The sequence below is a fragment of the Lysobacter sp. M15 genome (assembly GCF_022662515.1).
In the GTDB taxonomy this organism is placed as follows: domain Bacteria; phylum Pseudomonadota; class Gammaproteobacteria; order Xanthomonadales; family Xanthomonadaceae; genus JAKPBU01.
In genome coordinates this window covers 131,990-154,909 of the sequence record NZ_JAKPBV010000011.1, presented here as the reverse complement: position 1 = coordinate 154,909, position 22,920 = coordinate 131,990, and the positions used below count along the sequence as shown (strand labels likewise).

The window sequence follows — 22,920 nt, the reverse complement described above, 5'->3', positions numbered from 1 at the left end:
GACGAAACAGACACTCGCTCTCGGCGCGGCTCGTGCTTGCACAGACCTCGATCGTTGCCTTGGCGGCGGCGGTCGTGACGGTGGCCTTCTACATTGCCGGCTCCCAGCGCATCGATGGGCAACTTCAACTGTTCGCCACCGGCATTGCCGCGAGTCTGATGCCAATCGCCGAAGCCTCTCCTCCCGCAGCAGCCGCCTTTGCGGATGAAATCGTCGGATATCATGCGCAAAGCATGCGCAGCGCCTTCGACGTGAAGGAGCAGCCGCAACTGCTGTATCAGTTGTTTGATGCCGGGCACGAGCTGCTTATCCGGTCCGCGGACGCGCCCGCGCTACCAATGTTCCCGGACAGGACAGCGAAGGACGCAAGGCCCAGCCCGACCGGTGCAGTGGCGCCGAGCGGGGCTGGCGAGCAGGCGCATTGGTCCGCGGAAATTGACGTCGATGGCCACGTGCGGACAGCCAACCAAACTGCCCACGAACTCACTGCGCGTGAACTGGAAGAAAAAGGCCTGGCGCCGCCCCCGGGTGCGCGAGGCCGGCCGGTATTCGAACTTGACGTGGGTTCGCCATCGGCGAAGTTCAGCACCGGGGTGATGCAGTATCCGTCACCTCCAGCGGGCCCGGGCATAGGGAGATCGCAGCCTGGCCAGGCGACCGGTGGCGCGCGAAACATGCGCGCCCCGCTGGCATTGCGGACGCAGCAATCGGCCAGCGCCGCTTCCGCCCTTGGGCCCGTGCCCATTGAATCGACCTGGGGCGAACCGCGCTTCGAAAACGTGGAGATCGCGGGCAAGCGTTGGCGCCTCGTCCGGCTGCGGGACGCACGGGGTAACGAAGTCCAAGCCGGCATCCCAGGCGATTGGGCACGCAAGGTCGTTCTGGTTTCGCTCGGACCTCTGTTGATTCAGGGCGCCTGGATCCTGCCCCTGGCAGTTCTGATGACATGGTTGATCGGTCGCTACACCATGTCCCCGCTGCATCGGTTGGCTCGCCTGATCGGCGCCAGAAGCTCGACGGATCTCTCGCCGTTGCGGCCGGATGTCGACTACAGCGAGATCGCGCCGCTGGTCTCGGAGACCAACCGGCTGCTGGGTCAACTTCAGAAGCTTCTGTTGGTGGAACGCGATGCATTCTCCAATGCCGCTCATGAACTGCTGACACCCATCGCCGTCATCCAGGCGCAGGCGCACGTTCTTCGCGTGGCTGATGATGATCATTCGCGCGAACAAGCGGCCACGCACCTGGAAGAGGGATTGCAGCGCGTCTCCACGCTGATACGCCAATTGCTTATGTTGGCAAAAGCGGGGGCGACCGCCCCGGCGGCATTCCTCCAGGAGGGAGATCTTGTCCCACCGCTGCAAGAGCGTGTCGCAGCGGCAGCCAGCCGTGCCATCGCCAAGAACATCGAGCTGGACTTGCATTGTCCACGAACGTGCAGGTATCGATTTGACCAGGACACGCTGATGGCGGCAGTAGACAACCTCGTCGACAATGCGATTCGCTACTCGCCATCCGGGTCGCACGTGTCGATCGACCTGGTTGAGGAAGAGGGCGTAGTCATGCTGGTCGTAACCGACGACGGCCCCGGCATTCCTGCCGAGCACCTTGAGCATGCCAAGCAGCGTTTCTTCCGAATACCCGGCACGTTGGAGCCGGGTAGCGGTTTGGGCTTGGCGATCGCCGATTGCACCGCCCAGCTGCACGGCGGAACACTCACGCTCGAATCCGGTCCCAACGGACGCGGTCTACGGGCCTGCCTAAGGCTGCCGCGCCGAGTCACGGAACCCTAATCCAGTGCCACGTTGCTCGAAGAATTGCCCTGACACTGCCCGGCCTTCGCATCGATGGTTCGTGGCAAGTCCTGGCCCGCCTTCGATAACTGCACGCCATGTACGGCGCGGCATTCCCTGATACCGACCAGCATCGGAGCCTGATGTTCGGTCGCCAGGCGGGGCAGGCAGGCCGGCAACAATGCCTTGGACAGCGATGGGACGCTAGGGGCGCCCCTAGTACCGTGCCTGCAATCCCACCGGTAGGCTTCCACCGACTCCGGGAGACTGACCATGCTCATCGATGGGATCGGACAAACGCCATACGTTCCAACGACCACCACCCAGCCTGCGGCGGTGGAGCCGGGGACGCCCGATTACTACCGGCAGCGGTACGATGACTTCGTCAGCCGCAATCCCGGCGTGGATCCGCCTGACTACTATCTGGAGTATGGCCAGAAGTACGCCGACCGCTTCAGCTCGCTGGACGACCGGGATCTTTCGGACGAAGGCCTGGCATGGCGCGACAAGACCCTGGTGGCGCTGCAGCAGGCGATCGAGGACAAGCGGATCAGCGATCCCGAGGGATTCGCCGAACTCGAACGTGATCCGGACGCGTTTCGCAGGTTCGCCTTCGAAACCCATCCAGACGCCTACGTCGATTCGGGGCTGTACGACTTGCCGGCACAGGATCTCCTGGTCATCGCGGGTACGCCGGACATCAACGACGTGTTGAGCCAGGAAGGCATCGACCAGTCGCTGATCACGGGCGGAGAGCTGGAACTTGATGACGTACCCGACATCCTGCTCTCCACCGGCCAGCAATATGTGGACGACAACGGGATTCTTGCGTTCACGCCATTCGGGCCCGGCCTGGAGGTCGGGACACAGACGCAGCGCTTGTGGGAGCGGGCCACGGAGCAGTCCTGGATGCCGCCGGGCGTGGAATGGGTGGTGGCGCCGTTGCCGACCCTCGACAACGCCTTGCCGGACATCGACCTGCCGGGGCCGCTTCCCGACGATGTTCCGCTGGTTCCCTTCCTGTGAGTTGAGGGGACACTGGCCCGGGTGCTCACCGGGTGGGAAAAAAGCGTCCCCCTCATTTGTTTCGTTTTTCGGGGTACCGACGACCACGCCGGGGACGCAATCGTGATCTGCGCAAGGCGGGCTTGAGCCCGCCCTACGACGCTGCTTTGCTGCTGCTCGCCTTCGCCAGAAGCTTGCGCCGGATGAATTCGGCATGCGGCACGCCGAGCAGGTCGGCCACGCGACGCACCATCAGTTCCTCGTGCTTGTCCAGGCGCGCGTCGGCGAAGGCCACCCGCCACAGCCATTCGACGAGTTCGGCGCGCTGCCCGGGATCCAGGCCGGGTCGCAGCCCGCGGGTGAATTCATGCAGCGAGATCGATTGCCGCCGTGCCTGGTGGGCCTGATCGATCAGCGATGCGAGTTCGGCCGGGGCCATGCCGAAGACCGTGGCCATCGCCTCGTGGACCACGTCCAGTTCGACCTCATCGCCACCGTCGGCGGTGACTGCCATCTCCAGCAGCAGCGCGGCGGCGGCCCTGGGCAGCGCATGCGGATCGGCAACGGGTTCGTGGTGATTAACGATGCTGGTGAGGGCCTTGAACCAGTCGGTCACGGCAGTGCATCCGATGTCGTACGGCGGGATTCCAGAGCTGGGGGCCGTGCCATGCGTCCTCAACCCGGAAGAGCGGGTAGGGCAGGCTTGAGTCCACCCTGCGCCCGCTATCATCGCGCCATGTCCAAGCTGCTGCTCAATCTGCGTCACGTTCCCGATGACGAAGCCGACGACGTGCGCGCGATGCTCGACGCGCACCGCATCGCCTTCTACGAAACCCCGCCGAGCCTGTGGGGCATCTCGGCGGGCGGCATCTTCGTCACCGAGGACGACGACATCGCGCAGGCCAAGCGGTTGATGGCCGACTACCAGCAAGAGCGGCAGGCCCGCGTCCGCGCCGAACACGCCGCCGCGGTGCGTGCCGGCACCGCGCAGACCTTCTGGACGGTGCTGCGTACCGAGCCCGTGCGCGTGGTGCTGACCGTGCTCGCGATCTTGTTCCTGCTGGGGCTGGTGGCGCTGCCGGTGCTGCTGTTGCGCGGGTAACTGGTCCAGGGCGTGAAATGCGCGCAAGGCGGGCTTGAGCCCGCCCTACGCCGTGCATGATTCTGATCAGGCGATGGGAATGATCCGCCGCCGGGCCGAAGAAGCTCACATCGCCGTTCGGCTAATGCCAAGCTCTGAACCCATCGACGTGCTGGCCGTGCGCGTTGGCGCAATGCGTTGGCGCGCCGGTCAGCGACCACTGCTGGCCAAAGAGAGTTGTCCCGCAATCGAGAAGCTTCCTTCTTCTTTTTTAGAGCAATCGATCACAGTTTTCGCATCGAAGTTGTTCCGCTGACCGCCTTCGATCCGGGCCGGCGTTCCCGTAAATGCAGCCGCGGCACCAGTGATGTTTTCGCGTCCGGCTGCCGCCCGCCCGGGTCTCCCGATCCGGCTCATTCGTCCACATCGCGGCACCCGAGGTGAATTCGACAGGGGGCTCTTCAGGCGCAGCCTTTCAGGAGGCCCTGTCATGGCCAAGGCATCGAGCGACACCCGCTCACTTCGCATCAACACGACGTTCGTCGAGAGTCCGGCGGACGGAAAACTTCCAGCAAGCGCCGCATATGCCTATTCGGCCGGCGGGCGCCTGCTCGCTTCTGCCGAAGTGGACGCGAAAAGCGGCCACGCGAATCTGCAACTCCCCACCTCGTCCGAACCGACCGGCGTACGCGTGCTGGTCGGGCCGGCGCTGCCGCGCGGGGAAGAACCCGACCTCGAGGAACTGCTGCGTCGCGGCGCGGTGGAGCGCCATCTGCGCGTGGAGCCCAGGGGTGAGCTGTCGGCGCTGGAGTTCGAGATTTTCCCGGACATCTGGCACTGCTGGCTGCTCGGCCTGTGCGTGGTCAAGGGCACCGTGCTCAAGCGCATCGTGCGCGACGGGATCCCGGTCGACTTCCCGGTCTGCCATGCGACGGTGGACATCTACGAAGTCGATCCGTTTTACCTGATCCTGCCGAAGCTGCCGCCGCTGGTGATCGATCGTCTGCGCGAGGTGATCACCGGAAGGATCCCGCCCATTCCAGAACCGTTACCGGATCCGTTCCCGGAGCCGGTTCCGCCGATTCCGCCGATCCCGGAACCCGATCCGCCGCCGTTCCGCACGTTCGCTGCCAAGACCAGTGCGCAACGTTCGGCGAGCACGCATCGCGTCGACGCCGAGGCGATCGAGGCCCTGCATGCCGCCAGCGGCACCGGCGCGCTGCGCTTCGCGGCGATCAGCGGCAGCGATCTGGCCTTCCGCCAGGCGCTGATCGAGCACGCGGTGCTGATCCGCCCGATCCTGTGCTGGCTGTTCCCGCGCTTCGTGACGATGCAGCGCATCCGCACCGTCACCACCGACGACTGCGGCCACTTCCGTGCGCTGATCTTCAAGGGCTGCCACAACCACGACCAGCCCGACCTGTACTTCAAGGTGCGCCAGCGCATCTTCGGCTTCTTCGATGTCGTGATCTACGCGCCGACGCCGATCGCCTGCCACACCTGGTGGAATTACACCTGCGGCAGCGAAGTGACGCTGCACGTGACCCATCCGCTCGCGATCACCTGCCGGCCGTGCCCGCCGATCATTGCCGGCGACAACTGGGTGCTGTTCATGGCGATCGGCAACCATCCGCTGAGCCTGATCCACGGCACCGGGCAGAGCCTGATCCCGGCCACCACCGCGACCAATCGCGGGCTCACCAGCGGGCTCGCGCCCTGGGGCGGTACGCTGCGGCCGCGGCTTGAGTTCGACAACGCGCTGCGCGAGAGCCTGGGCGTCAAGTACTACCGGCTGTCGTGGAAACGCAATGCCGAGGCCGACAGCGATTACAAGCCGCTGGTCGGCGACATCGCCCGCCACTACGCGCACATGGTGGGCACTGACCTGGTGCTCGATGCCTATCCGCTTGGCCCGAACACCGTGGGCGGCAACGGTGGCTTGTTCGAGATCCCGCCGGCGGTGCCGCCGCTCGGACAGTGGAGTCTCCCCGACGTCGTCGCCGACACCGCCAGCGGCATCTTCAACAGCCCGGCGGGAGATGGCACGCCGCTGCTGGACGGCAAGATCCAGATCCGCGTCGAGCTGTTCGACAACGCGGGCGCGGCGGTGAACATCGCCGCGAAGGGGATCCGCTACTTCGTGCCGACCTCCACCGATCTCAGCGGCACCGTCCACACCGTCGATGCGTCGGTGCCCGGACTGAACCTGGTGGTAGGCAACACGATGGTGATCACCCTGCACATCAACAACGAGGCCTGCAACGCCGGCATCGCCGCGCCCAGTATCGGTGGTGCTACCGCCGATCCGTGCTGCGGCGTGCTCGAATACGGCCCGGGCGACACCGTCACCATGCCGTGGACGGCCAGCCACCCGCATGGCTACGCCACCTATGGCTTCGGCGTGGTGCGCGGCACCCAGGGCGTCTTCAGCAGCAGCGGTGCGGTCGCCGGCGGCAGCTTCAGCGCAACGCGCACGGTCTACCAGCTGATGAACGACAACCTGCCGCCGGGTTGCGCCGAGGGCGGCTGCACCGTGGCCGGCTTCAGCGAGAACCTGCACGTCTATGCGATGGCCACCGACGGCTGGAGCCGGCAGTCGCAGTACGACGACGGCGACGTGCGTGCCTTCGTGCTGGCACCGACGGCGTAGCGGTTCGCGCATCCGGCGTCCGGCGCGAAGGACAGCGCCGGACGCAGGTGCCGAAGACGGCGTAGCCCGGGCACGCGTAGCGCACCCGGGCTCGTTGCGAAAGCAGCCCGGGTGCGGTCGCCGGCCGTACCCGGTACGTCGCTGCGGAAGTTCGCACTTCACTTCCGCCCCACATTCCGCTCATGCTGCCCACCCGGGTGTGCGCCAGGATGGGACTACAGGTTTCCAAAGGAGACGCACACATGACCGGGTCGGGCGAACGCGTTGCCACGCGGCGTCGGAATTACTGGCGGATCGCACGCTGGAGTGCGGCACTGGCCTTGCTGCTCACGCCGCTGGTGATGATGCAGATCAGCGACGAATGGCACTGGACCCCGCGCGGCTTCATCTTTGCCGGCATCATGATCGGCGGAGCCGGATTGCTCTACGAGATCGCCGAACGGGCGAGCGGCAGTCGTCCCTTCCGCGCAGGCGCTGCCGTCGCGGTGGTCACGTCGTTCCTGACCGTGTGGACCACGATCGTTCGCGACGATGGCACCGGCATCGGCTTCTTCCTGCTGATCCTGGCGGCAGCCACTGGTGGGTTCGCTGCCTGGTTTCAGCCCGCGGGCATGGCGCGGGCCATGCTTGGCGTGGCGACCATGCAGGTATTGTTGGGCGTAGCCATTGCAACCGCGCCGTCAACCGCGAGCACGCCGGATGGCGGATTCAGAGCCCTGCTGTTCAGCGGCGCATTTACGGTGCTGTGGCTGGTGTCGGCGGCCTGCTTTCGCGCCGCCGCAAAAGCGGAGGATAAAGCCGCAAGGCGCGTTGATTCGTGAGGCGGAACTCACGCAGTGAATTCCGCCTTCCAGCGCTGTGGGCGCAGCTTCCCGCCCTTCAGCCCAGGCGCAATTCCTGCCTGCGGCCTGTGGCACAGGCGGCGTAGATGGCATCGATGATCTTCAGGTCCTTCAGGCCTTCTGTGCCGTCGACAGGGACCACGGGTATGTTGCCGTCGAGCAGGATGCCGGCCATCTCGTCCATCTGCAGGGTCTGGTGCATGACGTGCGGCTGCGTGAGCTTGCCCTTGTGGGTACGGCCCTCAATGGGGCCGTAGCCCGTGGCGGGCAGCAGCTCGGCGTATCCGGCCTCGCCGGTCATGAAAAAACGGTCCAGATGGTTCATCTGGTAGGTGGACAGGCACGAGGCCACGGCGCCGCTGGGGAAGCCCAGCTGGAACTGGATGGTTTCGTCCACGCCTTGCTTGAACTTGACCGGATCGGTCTTGGTTTCCTGCGCGGTCACCCACACCGGCTCTTCGCCCACCATGTAGCGGGCGCCATTGATGGCGTAGATGCCGATATCCATCATTGCCCCGCCGCCTGCCAGCGCCTTGTCGAGCCGCCACTGGCCGGGGTCGCCGATACGGAAGCCGCACAGGCCCTGGAAGAACCGGATGCTCCCGAAATCGCCCGCCTTGCGCATGCGGATCACTTCCAGCGTCTTGGGCTCGAAATGCATGCGGTAGCCCACCAGCAGCTTCACCCGGGCCTCGCTGCAGGCGTCGACCATGTCCTGGCCTTCCCTGGCGTTGACCGCCATCGGCTTTTCGCAGATCACGTGCTTGCCCGCCCTGGCGACGCGGATCGCCTGGTCGCGATGCAGTGCATTGGGGGTGATGATGTAAACCGCATCGATGTCCGGATCGTCCTTGATGCGGTCGAAATTCTCGTAGTTGTAGCGGTGCTTTTCCGCCACGCCGAACTTCGTGCCCCATTCCTGGAGCTTGGAAGGCGTTCCACTGATGAGCCCGGTGAGCCTGGCGCGCTTGCTCGACTGCATGGCTTCCGCCACCCGTTCGGCATAGCCGCCCAGTCCCATGAGCGCCACGCGCAAGGTCGCCCCCTGGCGGCCATCGGTGCCGGGCCGATCCGATTGGGCGAACGCGTTGGTTGACGACAGCATCGGCACGACTGCGGCCGAAGCCACCAGCTTCTGCAGGAAGTTGCGACGAAGATGATCGATGGTCATGGCGGGTGATGAGGTTGCTGGTCACACGGTTGAACTGTACAGGCGGATTGGGTGCAAGTTGCGGATGGAATCATTCGCAACCAATGAAACGGTGGTCAGGAGAGCCCATCTCGTGCGGCGGGACGGGACAATTTGTTCCTGATACCTTTTCGCCCGAATGGCGACCTCGAGTGCAGGGATTCGCGGATATGACGACCTTCGTGTTGATCCACGGTGGCGGAGACGTCGGCTGGTACTGGCACCTGCTGGAGGCGGAGTTGCGTTCGCGCGGGCACGATGTAGTTGCCCCCGACCTGCCGTGCGACGACGACTCCGCGGGCCTGGGTGAGTACGCGGACGCCGTGGTCGAGGCAGTCGGTGGGCGGAGAGACCTGGTTGTGGTCGGCCAATCGTATGGCGGCTTCACCGCACCGCTGGTGGCCGATCGGCTCCCGGTGAACGTGCTGGTTCTGCTGGCCGCGATGATCCCGTCCCCGGGGGAGACCCCGGAAGACTGGTGGTCCAACACCGGCTACAGCCTGGCCGCGAAGGAACAGGCCGCGCGCGATGGCGGCAAGACCGGCAGCGATGACCCCTTCGTCAGCTATTACAACGGTGTGCCACGCGCCCTGGCCGAGGAGGCGTTGAGCAGGGCACGCGAAGAGTCGTCGACGGCCTGGGTTATGCCTTGGCCGCTCGACGCATGGCCAGACGTGCCGACGAAATTTGTGCTGTGCACGGACGACCACCTTTTCCCGCCCGACTTCCTGCGCAGGCTTGCGGCAGAGCGCCTGGGCATCGTCCCCAACGAGATTCCCGGCTGTCACTGCGTTGCGCTCAGCCACCCGAAAGAGTTGGCCGACCTCCTGGTGGGTTACGCCGCCGGCTGATGCCCCGCGAAAGGGCGAATTGCATCGACCGAACCTTCAGCACCTTCGCTTGTGGAAATACACCCGCTCCGCCGCCCAGCGCAGCGGCGCGGTATGCAACAGCAGATCGAAGGGCCAGTCGTACTGCAGGCGGTCGTAGGCCCAGCGCAGGACGCGCTTGCTGCGAAAACGCGGCGCGGCATCGACGGCGGCCTGCTCCGGCGTGATCGTGCAGCCATCGCGCAGGTGCGTAGCGATGGCAGCGCCGACGGCCCAGCCGTGTTGCCACGCGGAGTGGATGCCGCCCGCGGTGATGGGTGAAACGATGCCGGCGGCGTCACCGGTGAGGATGGCACGGTCACGGGCCAGGCCGGACACGGGACCGCTGCAGGGAATCAGGCCGGCGCGGATGGGGCCAGGCTTGAGCACGCGCGGCAGACCACCCGCCACGCCCACGCGCAGCAGGAAGCCATCGATGTCGGGCACGCGTGCGTTGGCCGGGTCGTGACGCAACGCCAGTCCGGCCTGCACGCCGGTGGGATTCTGCGCCAGCCAGCCGATGTAGCCTGGTGCATAGCGCTTGCTGAGAAAGCAGTGCAGGGCACCGGTGCCGCCGGCGTGTCGGTGGTGAGGAAGTAATAACCTGGTGCGGCCAGCGTCACCTGCTTCAGGCTGGGCGCGTACAGGCGCACTTCCTCGATGCGGCGCGTCAGGGAGGCAGGGAGCTGGTTGAGCAGGGTCTGCTCGGCCGCCTCCTTGACGATGATGCCGGTTGTGCGCAGCTTGTCGCCGGGGTCGCGCTTGCGTTCCAGCACGCACACCCGCAGCCCGCGCTGCGCGGCGGCGATGGCGCAGGCGGCGCCGGCGAAGCTGGCGCCCACGACCACGACATCGAAGGCGAACGAGGTTGCGGTGGCGGGCATGCCGCATGCGGCGGAAGGCATGCCTGCACCATGCCCGCGCGCTGCGAGGATGGAATGTGGGATGTGTGAAGCGAAGTTGAAGTTTCCCACCGGAGCGGCGAAAAACCCGTGTAACTCATGTAACGCGGGCTTGAGCCCGTCCTACAACCCTGAGCCGGGGCGTGGGGCAAAGCGCCGCGGTGGCGCCGAAAGGGTCTTGTTCTTCCTGTAATCTGGCAGGGCGCGCGTGCCGATCGCCGTTCGCACAAGACAAGGGGGATTGACCATGACGCGAAGGATTCTGCTGTTCACGCTGCTGGTGCTGTGCGCCTTCACCGCTTTGGCAGCCCGGTACGACAAGATGAGCAAGCAGGTCGAGGCCAGCATGCTGGTCACTGGCGAGCTCGTGGTCGCGCCCGATGGAGCGGTGAAGTCGTACACGCTGGACCGTGCCGAAGCGCTGCCGCCGGACACCAGGGAACTGCTCGCGAAACTCGTTCCGCACTGGGAGCTCGATGTCAAGAAAGCCGACGGCAGCCCGCTTCAGGCACCGGCTGCGGTCAAGATGAGCGTGCAGTTGCTGGCGCGACCCATCGCCGGCGTCGACGACCAGCTCCGGGTCACGATCGGGGACACGGCGTTTTGGGACCCGAAGGCCCCGGTCGATGTCGAAGCCAAAGGGGAGCTCACGCCGCCGGAATATCCACCGTTCGCAGTTCGCTCGGGGATGAGCGGAATCGTGTATGTCGTGCTGCGGCTCAATCGCGACGGCTCTATCGCCGAAACGCATGTCGAACGGGTCGACATGACGGTGCTCTCCAATGAAAAGACGCTACGCAAATTCAGCAAGGTGCTCGCCGAGGCCGCGGTGGGCGCGGCGAAGCAGTGGACCTTCAACATTGCAACGGAACGGCTTGCCAGGCCGGAACCGATCGGTGTGCGCGTGCCGGTCGAGTTCAAGTTCGCCGACAGGGATCAAACTCCGAAAGAGAAATATGGTCGATGGCAGGCTTACGTGCCCGGACCCTATGTGCCGATTCCGTGGGAGAACCGCACTGCCGACGGCGGCGACGTCGACGGCAGCATCGGCGCCATGGTGCCCGGCCAGATCTATTCGACGGATGCGCCGATCAAGCTGCGCGGCTCGCCGGCAGGCACCTGAGCGCGTCGTTCGATCACGCCGTCGCGTTGGTGTCGCAAGGAGCCCCGCAGTCGCGGGGCTTTTTGTTGCGTCGAACAAACGGGGACTGGCTCAATCGAGCGTTACAGGGAAAGCAAGGGGGACGAGGCAATTTAAACCTGCTCAGGCGGGCTTGAGCCCGTCCTGCGACGGCCCTGCATTCGCGTCGTACATACCGCGCCGCGCAGTGTTGCAGGCGGACCCAGGCCCGCCGTCGGTGATGCGTGGCCCGCGCGACGCGGCATGGCTGAGGGCTTTGGTGTGCTGCAGCATTTTCCGGAAGCGGGCCTGCAACGCCGCGGCGGACTGCCTGTTCGAATCCGGTCCAGCAACGTACCCTGACTCAAGCGACTTGAAACACTGTCCGTACCGGACCATCGTCCGCGGGAAAAAACCCTCCACTGAGGTAGACAGATGAACCGGCTGCTCTCGAAATTGCTCGTCCTCGTGCTGCTCGGCCTCGCATGCCCCGCGCTTCTGGCGGTAGGCAAGGGCACACCATCGTTTTACGACCGCCACGTCATTTTCGACAACAGCGAGTCCGTGGGCGGGCATGGGTCGAGCAATGGCTGGTTCGTCGCGCCCAGTGCGCTCGAGCTGGTTGACGACACCGTTCCGGTGGAGACAGGGCGCTTCGTGAGCCCGCCGAACGCGCTCAGGCTGGCATGGACTTCCGCACCGGGCGGCGCGTGGGAGGCCACCATCGGAATCGGCCAGCGCTATGCGCGCCCGTACCGCTTCGAGGGCAAGGCGCTCACGTTCTGGTGCTACTCGGATTCCGAGATCACCGCGGCCAACTCGCCGCGCGTCTACCTGAAGGATGCCAACGACAACGGCACGCCTGCCGTCGCACTGGTTAACGAGGGCGAGCGCATCCCGGCCGGGCGATGGACGCAGGTCAAACTACCGTTCGCCGAAGCGCTCGCAGCTTCCAGGGGCACCGACGACCCCCGCTTCGATGTGCGCGAGACCGTGGGCGTGACCTTCGTGCAGGGCCTGGACGACAATCGCAAACACACGCTCTACCTCGACGACTTCCAGATCCGCGACATCGACTCCGACGACACCACCGCGCCGCCGGTGCCGGGGGCGATTACGGTGCGTGGGTATGAGCGGCACTTCGACGTGAGCTGGACACCGGCTGCCGCGGACGATCTGCTGGCGTATCGCATCTATCGTTCTTCGGACGGGAAGACCTTCGAACCGGTTGGCACGCAGCAAGGCTCGCGCGCACGTTTCACCGATTTCGTCGGCGCGCCGCCGCGCACCGCGTTCTATCGCGTCACCGCGCTGGATCTGGCGGGCAATGAGTCGGCGCCGTCGCCGGTCTCCACCGCCGTGAGCACGCGCGCGTTCACCGACGACGAGCTCATGACGATGGTGCAGGAAGCGTCGTTCCGTTATTACTGGGAAGCCGGGCACCCGGTCGCCGGGCTGGCGCCCGAGGTGCTCCCCGGCGATGCGAACCTGCTGGCGTTGGGCGGCAGCGGCTTCGGGGTGATGGCCATGCTGGTCGGCGCCGAACGCGGGTTCGCGACGCGCGATGCGGTGGCCGAGCGCATCCTGAAGATCGTGCGGTTCCTCGAGCGCGCGGACAGATTCCGCGGGGTGTGGCCGCATTTCCTGGACGGCGACACGGGCAAGGCGGTGCCGTTTTTCGGCAAGTACGACAACGGCGGCGATCTGGTCGAGACGGCCTTCATGATCCAGGGCCTGCTGGCGGCTCGCCGTTATTTCGACGGCGACACACCGGTGGAGCGCGAAATCCGCGACACCGTCACGCGGCTATGGCGCGAGGTCGATTGGGCCTGGTACCGGCAGACGCCCGACAGCGATGTCCTGTACTGGCACTGGTCGCCGGACTACGGCTTCCACATCAATCACCCTCTCATTGGCTGGAACGAGACGATGATCGTCTACCTGCTGGCCATCGCATCGCCGACCCATCCGGTGCCGGCGGAGCTCTACCACACCGGCTGGGCCGGAACCTCCGAGCGCCATATCCAGTATCGCCAGAACTGGAGCCGCACCACGGTCGGCAACCGCTACACGAACGGTGGCAGCTGGTACGGCCACAAGCTGGATGTCGGAGTCGGCAATGGTTCGGATCTGTTCTTCACCCACTTCTCCTTCTTCGGTTTCGATCCGCGCGGCATCCGCGACCGCTACACGAACTATTTCCGGAACAACCGTGCGATCGCGCTGATCAGCCACGCCTATGCCATCGAGAATCCGCGCGGCTTCAAGGGCTACGGTCCGGACACCTGGGGCCTGTCGGCCGGCATCAATACCGGCGGCGGCCGGCCGCAGCCGCGCGACGACAACGGCACGATCAACGTGATGGCATCGCTCGCGTCGATGCCGTACACGCCGCAGGAATCGCTGGCCTCGCTGAAGCATTACTACCGCGATCTCGGCGCCAAGGTCTGGGGCATCTACGGCTTCCACGACGGCTTCAACGAAACCCAGAATTGGTACGACGAGGTGTACATGGCGCTGAACCAGGCGCCGATCACAGTGATGATCGAGAACCACCGCACGGGGATGCTCTGGAATCTGTTCATGGCCAACCCCGAGATCAAACCCGCGCTGGATGCCATCGGGTTCGTGAAGGATGAGGCTGCGGATGCAGGGGAAACGGGTCGGGAATGACGAGGGCGTCGCCACGTAGGGCCGACTTACGGCGCGCCGCTTTCCTCGTCAGAAGCGAATGCGCCTGATGGGTTTCGCCATCCCTGTAGGAGCGCCTCTCAGGCGCGACTCGCACGCCCGGTTTTCCGGTCGCGCGTGAGAAGCGCTCCTACACAGGACGCGCGCTTTTCTGTGTAGGTCGGGACCACGTCCCCGACGCCGCGCGGCCTGCGACATCGGCCACGTAGGGTCGACCTACGGCATGCCACCTTGTCGCCGCCATCGCATCGCCCCTGATGGTTTCTACGGACCCGCGGAAGGCGGCTTGAGCACGCCCCACGCCAGCTACGCCCGCCTTACGGTTCTATCCCATCATTTCGATGGATTCGCCCGTCAAGCTGACATAGCGCCCCATGGCGTCTGCGGTCAGGCACGAATGCACCGGCAGGAACAGCAGTGTGTCGCCGGGGCGAAGACGGGCGATGACATCGGCAGGCGCGGCGACGATGCCGTGCTCCTGCGATAACCCGACCAGACGGATCTCGGGACGGAGCGCGCCCCAGCCATCGGGCGTGGCGTCCACCGCCAGGCCGAAGACGCGCTGCCCGTCGAGTTGCATGGCGTCCTTGGAGAAATGCACCGCGCCGCCATGCACCACCAGCTGGCCGCGCGCCGGGTGGCGCGCCGCCACGGGGCAGGCCATGGCCACGGCGATATCGTCCACGCCGCAGGCGCCGATTTGCCACTGCGAGAGATCGTAGAAGACATAGTTGCCCGGACGGATCTCGTCCACTCCCGGAAAAGCATCGGCTGTGGAGCAAGTGGGCGTATCTCCCACCGAAAGTTCCAGCGGGCCGGAGATGGAGGCGAGTTTCTCGCGCAGGCGGCCGAGCAGCGCCAAGGTGTCGTCGCGCACGACGGTGATCGCTTCGGCGCCGCGCGCATCGTAGCTATGGCCGGCATGGGCGAGCAGGCCGCGCAGACGGATGTCATCGCGTCCGACCAGCGTCGCGGCCAGGGCGCGCAGGCCGTCGGGATCCTCGGGCGCGAAGCCGGTGCGATGGCTGCCGACATCGATCTTCAGCCACACGTCCACACGCGCGGAGAAGCGCACGCCGTCCAGCGCCAGCGGATCAGCCAGCACGATCCCGAAGGTGACGCGCCGGGCCAGCGCCTCGACCCGATCGCGCATGCCGGGATGGAAGGGGAAGGCCAGGGTGATGTCGCGCCAGCCATCGGCCGCGAAATATTCCGCCATGGCCAGCGAGGAGACGGTGATCGCCTCGACCCCGAGCGCGCGGCACCAACGCCCGACCGCATGGCTCTGGTGCGTCTTGAAATGCGGACGCAGGCGAACCCCCGCAGCAGCGGCACGCTCGGCCATGCGCCGCAGGTTGCGACGGACGCGGGCCTCGTCGAGCAGCAGCACGGGCTCGGACAACGACGACGGCAGCGGCATGGACACGCTCGGGTGACGGGGAGACGCAGAGTCTTGCACAGGGCGGCGACGTAGGGCGGGCCCTAGCCCGCCTTCGATGATGGCGTGGGTGGTGTGACGCAGCATTGCCTGATACCTGGAACCAAAGGGGCCGAGGCAATGGAAGCTTCGAGGCGACGAGCAGCCCATGTCAGGCGGGCTTGAGCCCGCCCTACGGTCCGCCCTAAAGCGCTGGAATCGGGGGCAAGGTCGCGTGACGGCAGCGTCGCACGCGCTGCGCGACAATCCCGCGGCGTCGGTTTGGCCAGCCGGAGGAACAACGCATGCGCCACGAATACGACCACCTCATCATCGGCGCGGGCATGTGCGGTGAAGCCGCCGCGCAGGCGATCCACGACACCGATCCGGCCGCCGCCATCGGCATGATCGGCGCGGAACACCATCCGCCCTATGACCGTCCGCCGCTCACCAAGGCCCTGTGGAAGGACGCCGCCGAGGACAGCATCTGGCGCCCGGTCGGCAAGAGCGGCGCCAGCCTGCATCTTGGCCGTCGCGCGGTGGGCATCGACGCCGGGGCACATACGGTTACCGACGACCACGGCGATACCTACCGCTACCGCAAGCTGCTGCTTGCCACCGGAGGCGCGCCGCGGCGCCTGCCTTTTGAGGGCGACCGAGTGCTCGCCTATCGCGGCATCGACGACTACCGACGCCTGCGCGAACTGGCGCAGCCGGGCGCGCAGGTCGCGGTCGTGGGCGGGGGCTTCATCGGTTGCGAGATCGCCGCCGCGCTCGCCGCGAACGGTTGCCGGGTGACGATGGTCTTTCCCGAGGACGCGCTGGGCGCGCGCATGTATCCGGCCGGCCTCAGCCGCTTCCTCGAGGGCTACTACCGCGAGCACGGCATCGACGTACGATCCGGTCGCCGCGCCGCCGGTGGCGAACAGCGCGGTGCGCGCGTCGCGCTGACGCTGGACGACGGCAGCATGCTCGAAGCCGACGCCGTGGTCGCCGGCCTGGGGATCGTGCCGGATACCAGGTTGGCCGAAGCCGTCGGCGCCGTCGTGGACAACGGCATCCACGTCGACGAATACCTGCGCACCGGCGTGCCGGACATCTTCGCCGCCGGCGACGTCGCCAGCTTCCCCAGCCAGGCGCTGGGCCGTCTGCGCGTGGAGCACGAGAACGCGGCCATTGCCACTGGCCATCATGCCGGCCTGGCGATGGCAGGCAAGCCGCAACCCTATGCCGAGCTGCCGTTCTTCTACTCCGACCTGTTCGACCTTGGCTACGAAGCTGTCGGCAGGCTGGACTCGCGCCTGGACATCGCCGAAGACTGGGTCGTCCCCAACCGGCAGGGCGTCGTCTACTACCTGGATGACGGCCGCTTGCGCGGTGTGCTGCTGTGGAACACCTGGGGCCAGGTCGATGTTGCGCGTGCGCTGATCGCCGATCCCGGTCCGCACGACGCCGACAGCCTGCGCGGGCGTATCCGGGGTTGAGGAATTCAATCTGATGTCGGGGATGGGTCTGCGCACTGTGCGCGGCGGGCTTGAGCCCGCCCTACAGTGCGCCCGACAACTCACCCGACAGTTCTGGCTGTGCTGTCGGGCTCATGGGAACACGCTCGGCGCCAGCCGCGTCTCCGCTGTCCACCCATTGGTCAACCCATTCCCGTTGACGGTCCTGACGCGGAAATAGCGCTGCGAGATGTCGCCGGGTTCGATGGCCCGGAACGTCAGGTCCCGCCAGGGCACCGTCGCATCGGCCTTGCGCAGCTCGAAGGTCATCGCGCCCGGCTGTGCGAGTGGGCCGGTGATCGCCTGGCGCTCGCGAAATACCCGGGTGTAGACCGTATTGGAATTCATCTGCAGGAAGAACGACTTGTTCCGCATGCGGATGCCGACCTGGTAGAACACTTCGCATCCGGCCGTTGCATTGGGCGCGCGCGTCACGACCAGCAGGTACGACTGCCCATCGGGGCTCAGGCCGGCCTTGGTCACGCTCGCCGGCCCCGGGCGCGGGGCATCGACGCAGGCCCTGCTCACGGGGATGTCCAGCGCCTTCGCGGCCTTGTCCACGTCCGCGGCGGATGGCGCGGGCGGCAGCGGGGCGGCATCCGGGCAACCCTTCGCGTCCGTGCGTTCGAGGCTCGGTGTATCCGGGCACGCGTCGTCGGCATCCGGCACCAGGTCGCCGTCGGCATCGCCCGCGGCGTAGGCGTCGCAGATCGCCGGCGTCGTGCGGCTCTCGCGCAGCTTGCGCGTTCGGTCCTTTATCCGGCCAAGGTACTCGGCCGGCTGCATCGACCCGCTCAGCACGGCGCGGCCCAGCCACGCGAGATCCACGTTGGCGGCGCCGACGAACCCGGCGCACGCATCGGTCATGCCGCTGCACTTCGCGAGTTCGGCCTGGTACAGCACCTCGATCTTCGCCTGTTCGATTCCTTCTGCCTTCCACGCGGCGACCCGTTCCTCTGCGCGCTGATGGCATTCGGCGCCGGTCGTGGGCGGTGGTGGTGGTGCAGGCGACTCGTGTCGGCACTTCGACACGAGCCAGGCGCTGAGCAGCGCGAGCAGGACCAGCAGGGCGGCGATGGCCAAGCGCTTCATTCGAAATGCTCCCCGGCGGCGACCAGGACCGCGATGGTCATGCCCATGCCGTCTTCATAGAGCGGGCGCACCTTCTCGGCGGCGCCATCGGTATCGGCGTAGGCCTGGATGGAGTCGTTCTCGGCCACCAGGTAGGTGGTGGAGGCCGCCGGCGAGAACGGCCAGTCGCCGAGCGTGGCGGCATGCTGCTGCATGGAGTAGGCGTGCGTGCGTGCGGCGAGTTCGCGGATCAGCTGGCGGATCGGAATGTCCTTGGTATTGCCGTGCGAGGCGCGCCAGCCCTCGATCACTTTCCACCACTCGAACGCGCGCCGCATGGTGCGCTCTATCGCCGGCAGCTGGGTTTGCACGTCGGTCTTCCGGAAGTTCCAGATGCCTGGCCAGATCCGCTCCTGGGAATCCTCGAACGGCCGGTGCCCCCAGGCCGACGTGCCGACCACGTGCATCGGTGCGATGGAGTCCCCGATCGCGTGCAGCGGCCACGCCAGCATGCTGACCGGATGCGCGCTGTCGGAATGGAACCGCGACCAGCCATGCCACGCCAGGTTGTTGACGGGCTCGAACGGGGTGTGCGCGATCGAGGTGAATTGCCACTTCGCCTGGTCGCGGCGGATGGTGTCCTGCACGCCGTCGTTCGCGTTGTCGACGGTGTACTTGCCGATGCCCTGGCTGTCGCTGAAGTTGACCGACAGCCCCGCGGCGTCGAAGCCGGCCATCAGAACCAGCTCCAGCGCGTCCATCGGCGCGCCCGGAACGCCAGCTTCGTCCCAGAGTTTTCCCTGGCGCTCGTCGTACTCGTTCGACGCGCCGTCGTTCATGTCGATGAAATGCCAGACACCGACCCACGATTCCCCGTGCACGTCGCCGATGCCCGGGATCCAGCCGTCGATCTCCTCGGTGACATCGACCGTGTCGGCGATCTTCTTCGAATCCTTGACGCAATCCTCGCCGTCGCCGAACAACCAGTCGATCAGGCACACAATGGGGACGAGCGCGACGGTGAGCGCGTCTTCGGTGGCTTCGTTCGCCACCTCGCGTACGGCGCCCAGGCCGAGCGCGTTGGACGGGCGGAACCACAGATGCGTGTCGTCATAGGCGCCGTCGGGCGATCCGGCCCAGAACCCGAGCGCGGCGCCGATGAAATCGTCCGGGGCGACGCCGGCCAGGCTCGCTTCCCAGTCCGCGTTATGCGAGCCGCATTGCTTCCACTTGTAGAAGTCCCACTTCGGCGCTGCCCGCAGGCCGCCCAGGCTGGTGTTCCAGTTCTGCAGCGGTGGCGCGCAACCGCTGCTGTCCGCCGCAACCAGCTCGTGCAGTTGCGAAGGGCGGGTGAGGTACTTGTGGGGCGTCGTCTTGACCCGCTCCAGGAATGCGATGAATTCGGGGTCGGTTTCGCTGATCCGCGCGGTGCCCGTCTGTTCGACGAATCGCATCATCTGCCAGGAGAGATCCGTCATCGCCTGGTGGATGGATTCGTTGTGCGCTGCGGCGGGAGCAGCGGCGATGATCCAACCCGTCATGCAAGCGAGGAAACCGTGGGCGTAGAGCTTCATGGCGGCCTCCTTCGATCTGGGTCCAGGCGTTGCGTTCGTTGGCAAAAAACGCGGGTCGCAATAAACGTGTCGGCGTCGACTTTTATTCACGGCGTTTCCTAGCTTCCTCGGCCATCCGGCTTCTGGGGAAAATGGGGCGTGGTCTGGCCGCGAGGCGCAAGGCTGGGGGTGCGAAGAACTCGTAGAAGGCGGGCGTGAGCCCGCCCTACGCCGCCCTGCGCGCGCGCTCGCCGGGGCCGGATTGCGCCGCCTCGACACTGCGAGCCATCGCCATTCCTGCTACGCCCCGACGCAGGAAGTCCGACTCTGCTGCCGCTTCCTGCATTCCCCGTGACCAATGCCAGATTCCCGGCGCGGCTGCAGTGACGAAAATGCGCGCTTTCCGCCCTGGGATATCGATATGCAGCGTTGTGTGCTCGCCGCGCTCCTTGCCGTGCTCGCATCCACGGCCAGCGCCGCGGATGCCTGCCTCGACCGGGCGTTGCAGGCGCATGCCTTTAGCGACGGGGCCGGACAGATCTCGATCGCCACGCTAGCGCCCGACGGCAGCCGCGATACGCGCGTTCTGGACAGCATGGCGGCGGGCGCGGGTCTGCGCGGAGACGAAGGCTTCCGCCTGGCCAGCATCACCAAGACCTATGTCGCCGCGACCGCCCTGAGGCTGCACGAAGATGGACGCCTCGATCTGCAGGCGCCGATCGGCCGCCATCTGCCTGACGACTGGATAAAGCTGCTGCAGAGCGACGGCTACAAGACCGAGGCCATCACGGTGCGCCATCTTCTCAGCCACACCGGCGGCCTGGCCGATCACGCGCAGGCGCCGCAGTTCGTCGCCACGCTCAAGGCCGATCCACAGACCCGCTGGACGCGCGAGGGCGACCTGCATCACCTGGTCGAGTGGACCGATCCGGTGGCCGCACCTGGCGAGAAGTTCGCCTATTCTGACACCGGCTACATCCTGCTGGGAGCCATCATCGAGCGCATCACTGCGCAGACGTTGGCGCAGGCGGTACGCGAGCAGCTGCGGCTCGACGCGCTCGGCGCGCCGGGAACCTACTGGGAACGCTACGAATCTCCCGTGGGCGGCGCGCGTGCGCACCAGCGGTTCGAAGGACTGGACACCTACGGCTGGGATCCATCGATGGACTTGTACGGTGGTGGCGGCCTGGTCGCGCCGCCGGTCGACGTCGCGGTGTTCTTCGATGCGCTCCTCGGCGGGCGCGTCTTCAAGCGCGCGCAAACGCTGGCGCTGATGCAGTCGGCCGATGGGCTGCCCAGCGGGAGCCCGTACCGGCTCGGCGTGTTCGAGTACGACCTCGACGGCACTGCGGCGTTCGGCCACTCGGGCTTCTGGGGCACGCTCGTGGCCCGCGAACCGGAATCGGGTCGCACGATCTCCGGCGCGGTCACCGACCGCAACGACTTTCCCAAGCTCAGCAAGCTGGTGAACGACTACGTCGCGCGCGCACGCGCGGCCGCCACCGGAGGGCAGGGGTGCGAGGGGCCGCAGCAACCAGGCAACAAGGCACCCATCAAAGCGGACGGGGGCAAGCGCTTCCCATAGAGCGAGGCCATGCCCCGACGCGCGAGGCGCCCGGGCCCACGGCGCGAATTCGATAGGGCGGAAGAAATCAATCTGGCGATCGGCCTTGCTCAGGCAGCCGATGCTTCCTCATCCTCTTCCGGCCCTCGCCACCACACATGCCCGTCCTCGCGCGGCGGTGCCTCGATTTCGCGGTTTTCGATGCCTTCGATGTGGCGATCCTGTCCGGAGTCTGCCCAATCCCTGAGCAGTTTCTCCACCGACTTGCGGCTCTGGGCGGCGATGCCCAGGTTGCGGTCGACTTGCCAGCCGTCCGCGTCGTCGTGGTCGTGCCGATGCGGGGTGCCATAGCTGCAGCGCATGCAGTAGTAGCGCACGGAGTCCGTCCAGTCTTCCGCGTAGCCCAGGCCAGGCGCAGTGGCGCGCAATAGCGGTTGCAGGTCCTCGCGGCTGTCGCAGCTGACGAACACCACGAAGGTCTGAAACTGCGACGGGACCAGGCGGACCAGTTCGTTGAACACCGGCACCTGGTGTTCACCATCGAAACGTAGGCCGGTGGCCGCGCCGTCATGCAACACGATGTCGCCGAAACGATGCCCGCTCTCCGGCATCGGGACGTTAAGCAGCCGCGCGCGCACCGGATCGATGCGACGCATGAACACGGTTTCGCCGGCGTGCCAGGGATTCAGGCGCACCACGGCGACACCGTAGTCGTCGTCGATGGGGCCATCGCCTTCGGGAACGCGGATGCCGCAGGCGGTCCATAGCCGTCGCGCCTGCGCCCACTCGCCAAGCGCCGTGGCGGCGATGGCCGCGTTCCAATGCTGGGCCTCGCTCTCCTCGTCGGCCAGCTCGATCGCGCGCAGGTTGTGCTGCAGCGAGACCGGCCAGTCCAGCATGTACTTGTGCGCCAGCCCACGCATGTAATGGTAGGCGTCGTCGCCGGGCTCACGCTGGAGCAGGGCGTCGAAGTCGCGCGATGCCTCGGCCAGCGCGCCGCGATCCATCGCCGCATAGGCGCGCTCGTGCAGCGCCCTGAGTTCGTCCTCGTCGGTCATGCGTCTGGCCGCTGGCGGGGTCGGCTTCATGATGGCATGGGCGTCCGGGCATCGATCGGGAAGGAGGCAATTCGCCCGCCCGATGGCGATGCCGACACCGATCCATGGGCACAGGTCAAGGCCGGGTACCCGGCTGACAGCGTTCGTCGTTTTCTGACGCGGGTGGAGCGGGGCGCGCATCCCTGCGACTGGATGGACGGCGGACCTCGCACCGACGCGCCTGGCGCGAGGCGGGCTTGATCAGCCGCTCGCCGGCCCGCGGTCCGGCAAAGCGCAGTGCCGTTGCGTTGTCAGGTGCAGCCCGGCGTTGCGCTGCGGGCAGCCATCAAGGGGCCATCCTGCCGCATCGTAACCGCGCCCTAACCGGCGGACCACTGACAGCGTAACGGCGGCTGTTGAACCATGCACCGAACGGCTTTGCACGGCGCACACATTTTCTGGAACTTCGCGGATCGACCAGGCTGTTTGGCGGCAGGCCGCTGGCCCTCGCTGTCGCGTTCGAAGTCGGAACTGGCGAACTGGCCCGCCCTGCGTTCCTGGTGCGTGTCGCCATTCAAGGCATTGGCATTTTTCTTGCGTCCCTTTTTGGGAGGTCCGCGCGCCGGAGCTGGGC

At 66.4% G+C, this 22,920-nt stretch carries 19 protein-coding genes; 11 read left to right on the top strand and 8 right to left on the bottom strand.

All coding sequences use genetic code 11. The features are described from left to right. Window positions 1–32 precede the first annotated feature (32 nt). Together MC380_RS18015 and MC380_RS09290 are read left to right on the top strand one after the other, a co-directional pair. A complete protein-coding gene (locus MC380_RS18015) occupies window positions 33–1,793 on the top strand; it encodes an ATP-binding protein (protein ID WP_242164348.1) in 1,761 nt (586 codons plus the stop codon). A gap of 273 nt (window positions 1,794–2,066) precedes the next feature. Next, entirely contained in the window at window positions 2,067–2,819 is a 753-nt protein-coding gene (locus tag MC380_RS09290; RefSeq protein WP_242103560.1) for a hypothetical protein, read from the top strand. Between the two features lie 133 nt (window positions 2,820–2,952). Here the strand turns inward: MC380_RS09290 and MC380_RS09285 are convergent, their stop codons facing one another. After that, entirely contained in the window at window positions 2,953–3,414 is a 462-nt protein-coding gene (locus MC380_RS09285) for a TerB family tellurite resistance protein (RefSeq protein ID WP_242103561.1), read from the bottom strand. Between the two features lie 120 nt (window positions 3,415–3,534). Here MC380_RS09285 and MC380_RS09280 point away from each other — a divergent pair, with 120 nt between their 5' ends. The 4 genes from MC380_RS09280 to MC380_RS09265 all read left to right on the top strand — a co-directional run bounded on the left by MC380_RS09280 (window position 3,535) and on the right by MC380_RS09265 (window position 7,350). Next, window positions 3,535–3,900: a DUF6164 family protein gene (locus MC380_RS09280; protein ID WP_242103562.1), complete on the top strand. Its 366-nt coding sequence runs from the start codon at window positions 3,535–3,537 to the stop codon at window positions 3,898–3,900. A gap of 34 nt (window positions 3,901–3,934) precedes the next feature. Next, entirely contained in the window at window positions 3,935–4,195 is a 261-nt protein-coding gene (locus tag MC380_RS09275) for a hypothetical protein (protein WP_242164346.1), read from the top strand. Between the two features lie 174 nt (window positions 4,196–4,369). Further along, the gene (locus MC380_RS09270; RefSeq protein WP_242164343.1) at window positions 4,370–6,529 is read left to right on the top strand and encodes a hypothetical protein; all 2,160 of its coding nucleotides are present in this window, start codon (window positions 4,370–4,372) and stop codon (window positions 6,527–6,529) included. A 242-nt stretch (window positions 6,530–6,771) separates the two neighbouring features. Continuing rightward, on the top strand, window positions 6,772–7,350 hold the full coding sequence (locus tag MC380_RS09265) for a hypothetical protein (RefSeq protein WP_242164341.1): 579 nt from the start codon (window positions 6,772–6,774) through the stop codon (window positions 7,348–7,350). Window positions 7,351–7,408: 58 nt separating this feature from the next. Here the strand turns inward: MC380_RS09265 and MC380_RS09260 are convergent, their stop codons facing one another. Beyond that, window positions 7,409–8,542: a Gfo/Idh/MocA family oxidoreductase gene (locus tag MC380_RS09260; RefSeq protein WP_242164340.1), complete on the bottom strand. Its 1,134-nt coding sequence runs from the start codon at window positions 8,540–8,542 to the stop codon at window positions 7,409–7,411. A 188-nt stretch (window positions 8,543–8,730) separates the two neighbouring features. On the opposite strand from MC380_RS09260, the gene MC380_RS09255 reads away from it, so the two are divergent. Next, entirely contained in the window at window positions 8,731–9,411 is a 681-nt protein-coding gene (locus MC380_RS09255; protein WP_242164338.1) for an alpha/beta hydrolase, read from the top strand. 36 nt (window positions 9,412–9,447) lie between these two features. On the opposite strand, the gene MC380_RS09250 is transcribed toward MC380_RS09255, so the two are convergent. Both MC380_RS09250 and MC380_RS09245 read right to left on the bottom strand, forming a co-directional pair. Beyond that, entirely contained in the window at window positions 9,448–9,768 is a 321-nt protein-coding gene (locus MC380_RS09250; RefSeq protein WP_242164336.1) for a hypothetical protein, read from the bottom strand. A gap of 17 nt (window positions 9,769–9,785) precedes the next feature. After that, the gene (locus MC380_RS09245; protein WP_242164334.1) at window positions 9,786–10,313 is read right to left on the bottom strand and encodes an FAD-dependent oxidoreductase; all 528 of its coding nucleotides are present in this window, start codon (window positions 10,311–10,313) and stop codon (window positions 9,786–9,788) included. A gap of 265 nt (window positions 10,314–10,578) precedes the next feature. On the opposite strand from MC380_RS09245, the gene MC380_RS09240 reads away from it, so the two are divergent. Together MC380_RS09240 and MC380_RS09235 are read left to right on the top strand one after the other, a co-directional pair. Continuing rightward, window positions 10,579–11,454, top strand: coding sequence for an energy transducer TonB (locus tag MC380_RS09240; RefSeq protein ID WP_242164332.1), 876 nt, complete (start codon window positions 10,579–10,581; stop codon window positions 11,452–11,454). Between the two features lie 432 nt (window positions 11,455–11,886). Next, window positions 11,887–14,124, top strand: coding sequence for a glucoamylase family protein (locus MC380_RS09235; protein WP_242164330.1), 2,238 nt, complete (start codon window positions 11,887–11,889; stop codon window positions 14,122–14,124). Window positions 14,125–14,467: 343 nt separating this feature from the next. On the opposite strand, the gene MC380_RS09230 is transcribed toward MC380_RS09235, so the two are convergent. Next, window positions 14,468–15,562 carry an alanine racemase gene (locus MC380_RS09230; protein ID WP_242164329.1) on the bottom strand — a complete coding sequence of 365 codons (1,095 nt, stop codon included), beginning with the start codon at window positions 15,560–15,562 and terminating at the stop codon, window positions 14,468–14,470. A 302-nt stretch (window positions 15,563–15,864) separates the two neighbouring features. On the opposite strand from MC380_RS09230, the gene MC380_RS09225 reads away from it, so the two are divergent. Continuing rightward, window positions 15,865–17,043, top strand: coding sequence for an FAD-dependent oxidoreductase (locus MC380_RS09225; RefSeq protein WP_242164327.1), 1,179 nt, complete (start codon window positions 15,865–15,867; stop codon window positions 17,041–17,043). 111 nt (window positions 17,044–17,154) lie between these two features. On the opposite strand, the gene MC380_RS09220 is transcribed toward MC380_RS09225, so the two are convergent. Next, entirely contained in the window at window positions 17,155–18,153 is a 999-nt protein-coding gene (locus MC380_RS09220; protein ID WP_242164325.1) for a hypothetical protein, read from the bottom strand. Further along, window positions 18,150–19,706, bottom strand: a complete 1,557-nt coding sequence (locus tag MC380_RS09215; protein ID WP_242164323.1) for a hypothetical protein — start codon at window positions 19,704–19,706, stop codon at window positions 18,150–18,152. Before MC380_RS09215 ends, MC380_RS09220 begins: the two co-directional genes overlap by 4 nt. A 400-nt stretch (window positions 19,707–20,106) precedes the next feature. Between MC380_RS09215 and MC380_RS09210 the strand changes: the two genes are divergently transcribed. After that, complete coding sequence (locus MC380_RS09210; RefSeq protein ID WP_242164321.1) at window positions 20,107–21,270, top strand: serine hydrolase domain-containing protein; 1,164 nt, start codon at window positions 20,107–20,109, stop codon at window positions 21,268–21,270. A gap of 89 nt (window positions 21,271–21,359) precedes the next feature. Here MC380_RS09210 and MC380_RS09205 read toward each other — a convergent pair whose 3' ends face one another. Then, window positions 21,360–22,337 (bottom strand): hypothetical protein, encoded by a 978-nt coding sequence (locus tag MC380_RS09205; protein ID WP_242164319.1) that lies wholly within the window; start codon window positions 22,335–22,337, stop codon window positions 21,360–21,362. Between the last annotated feature and the right edge of the window lie 583 nt (window positions 22,338–22,920).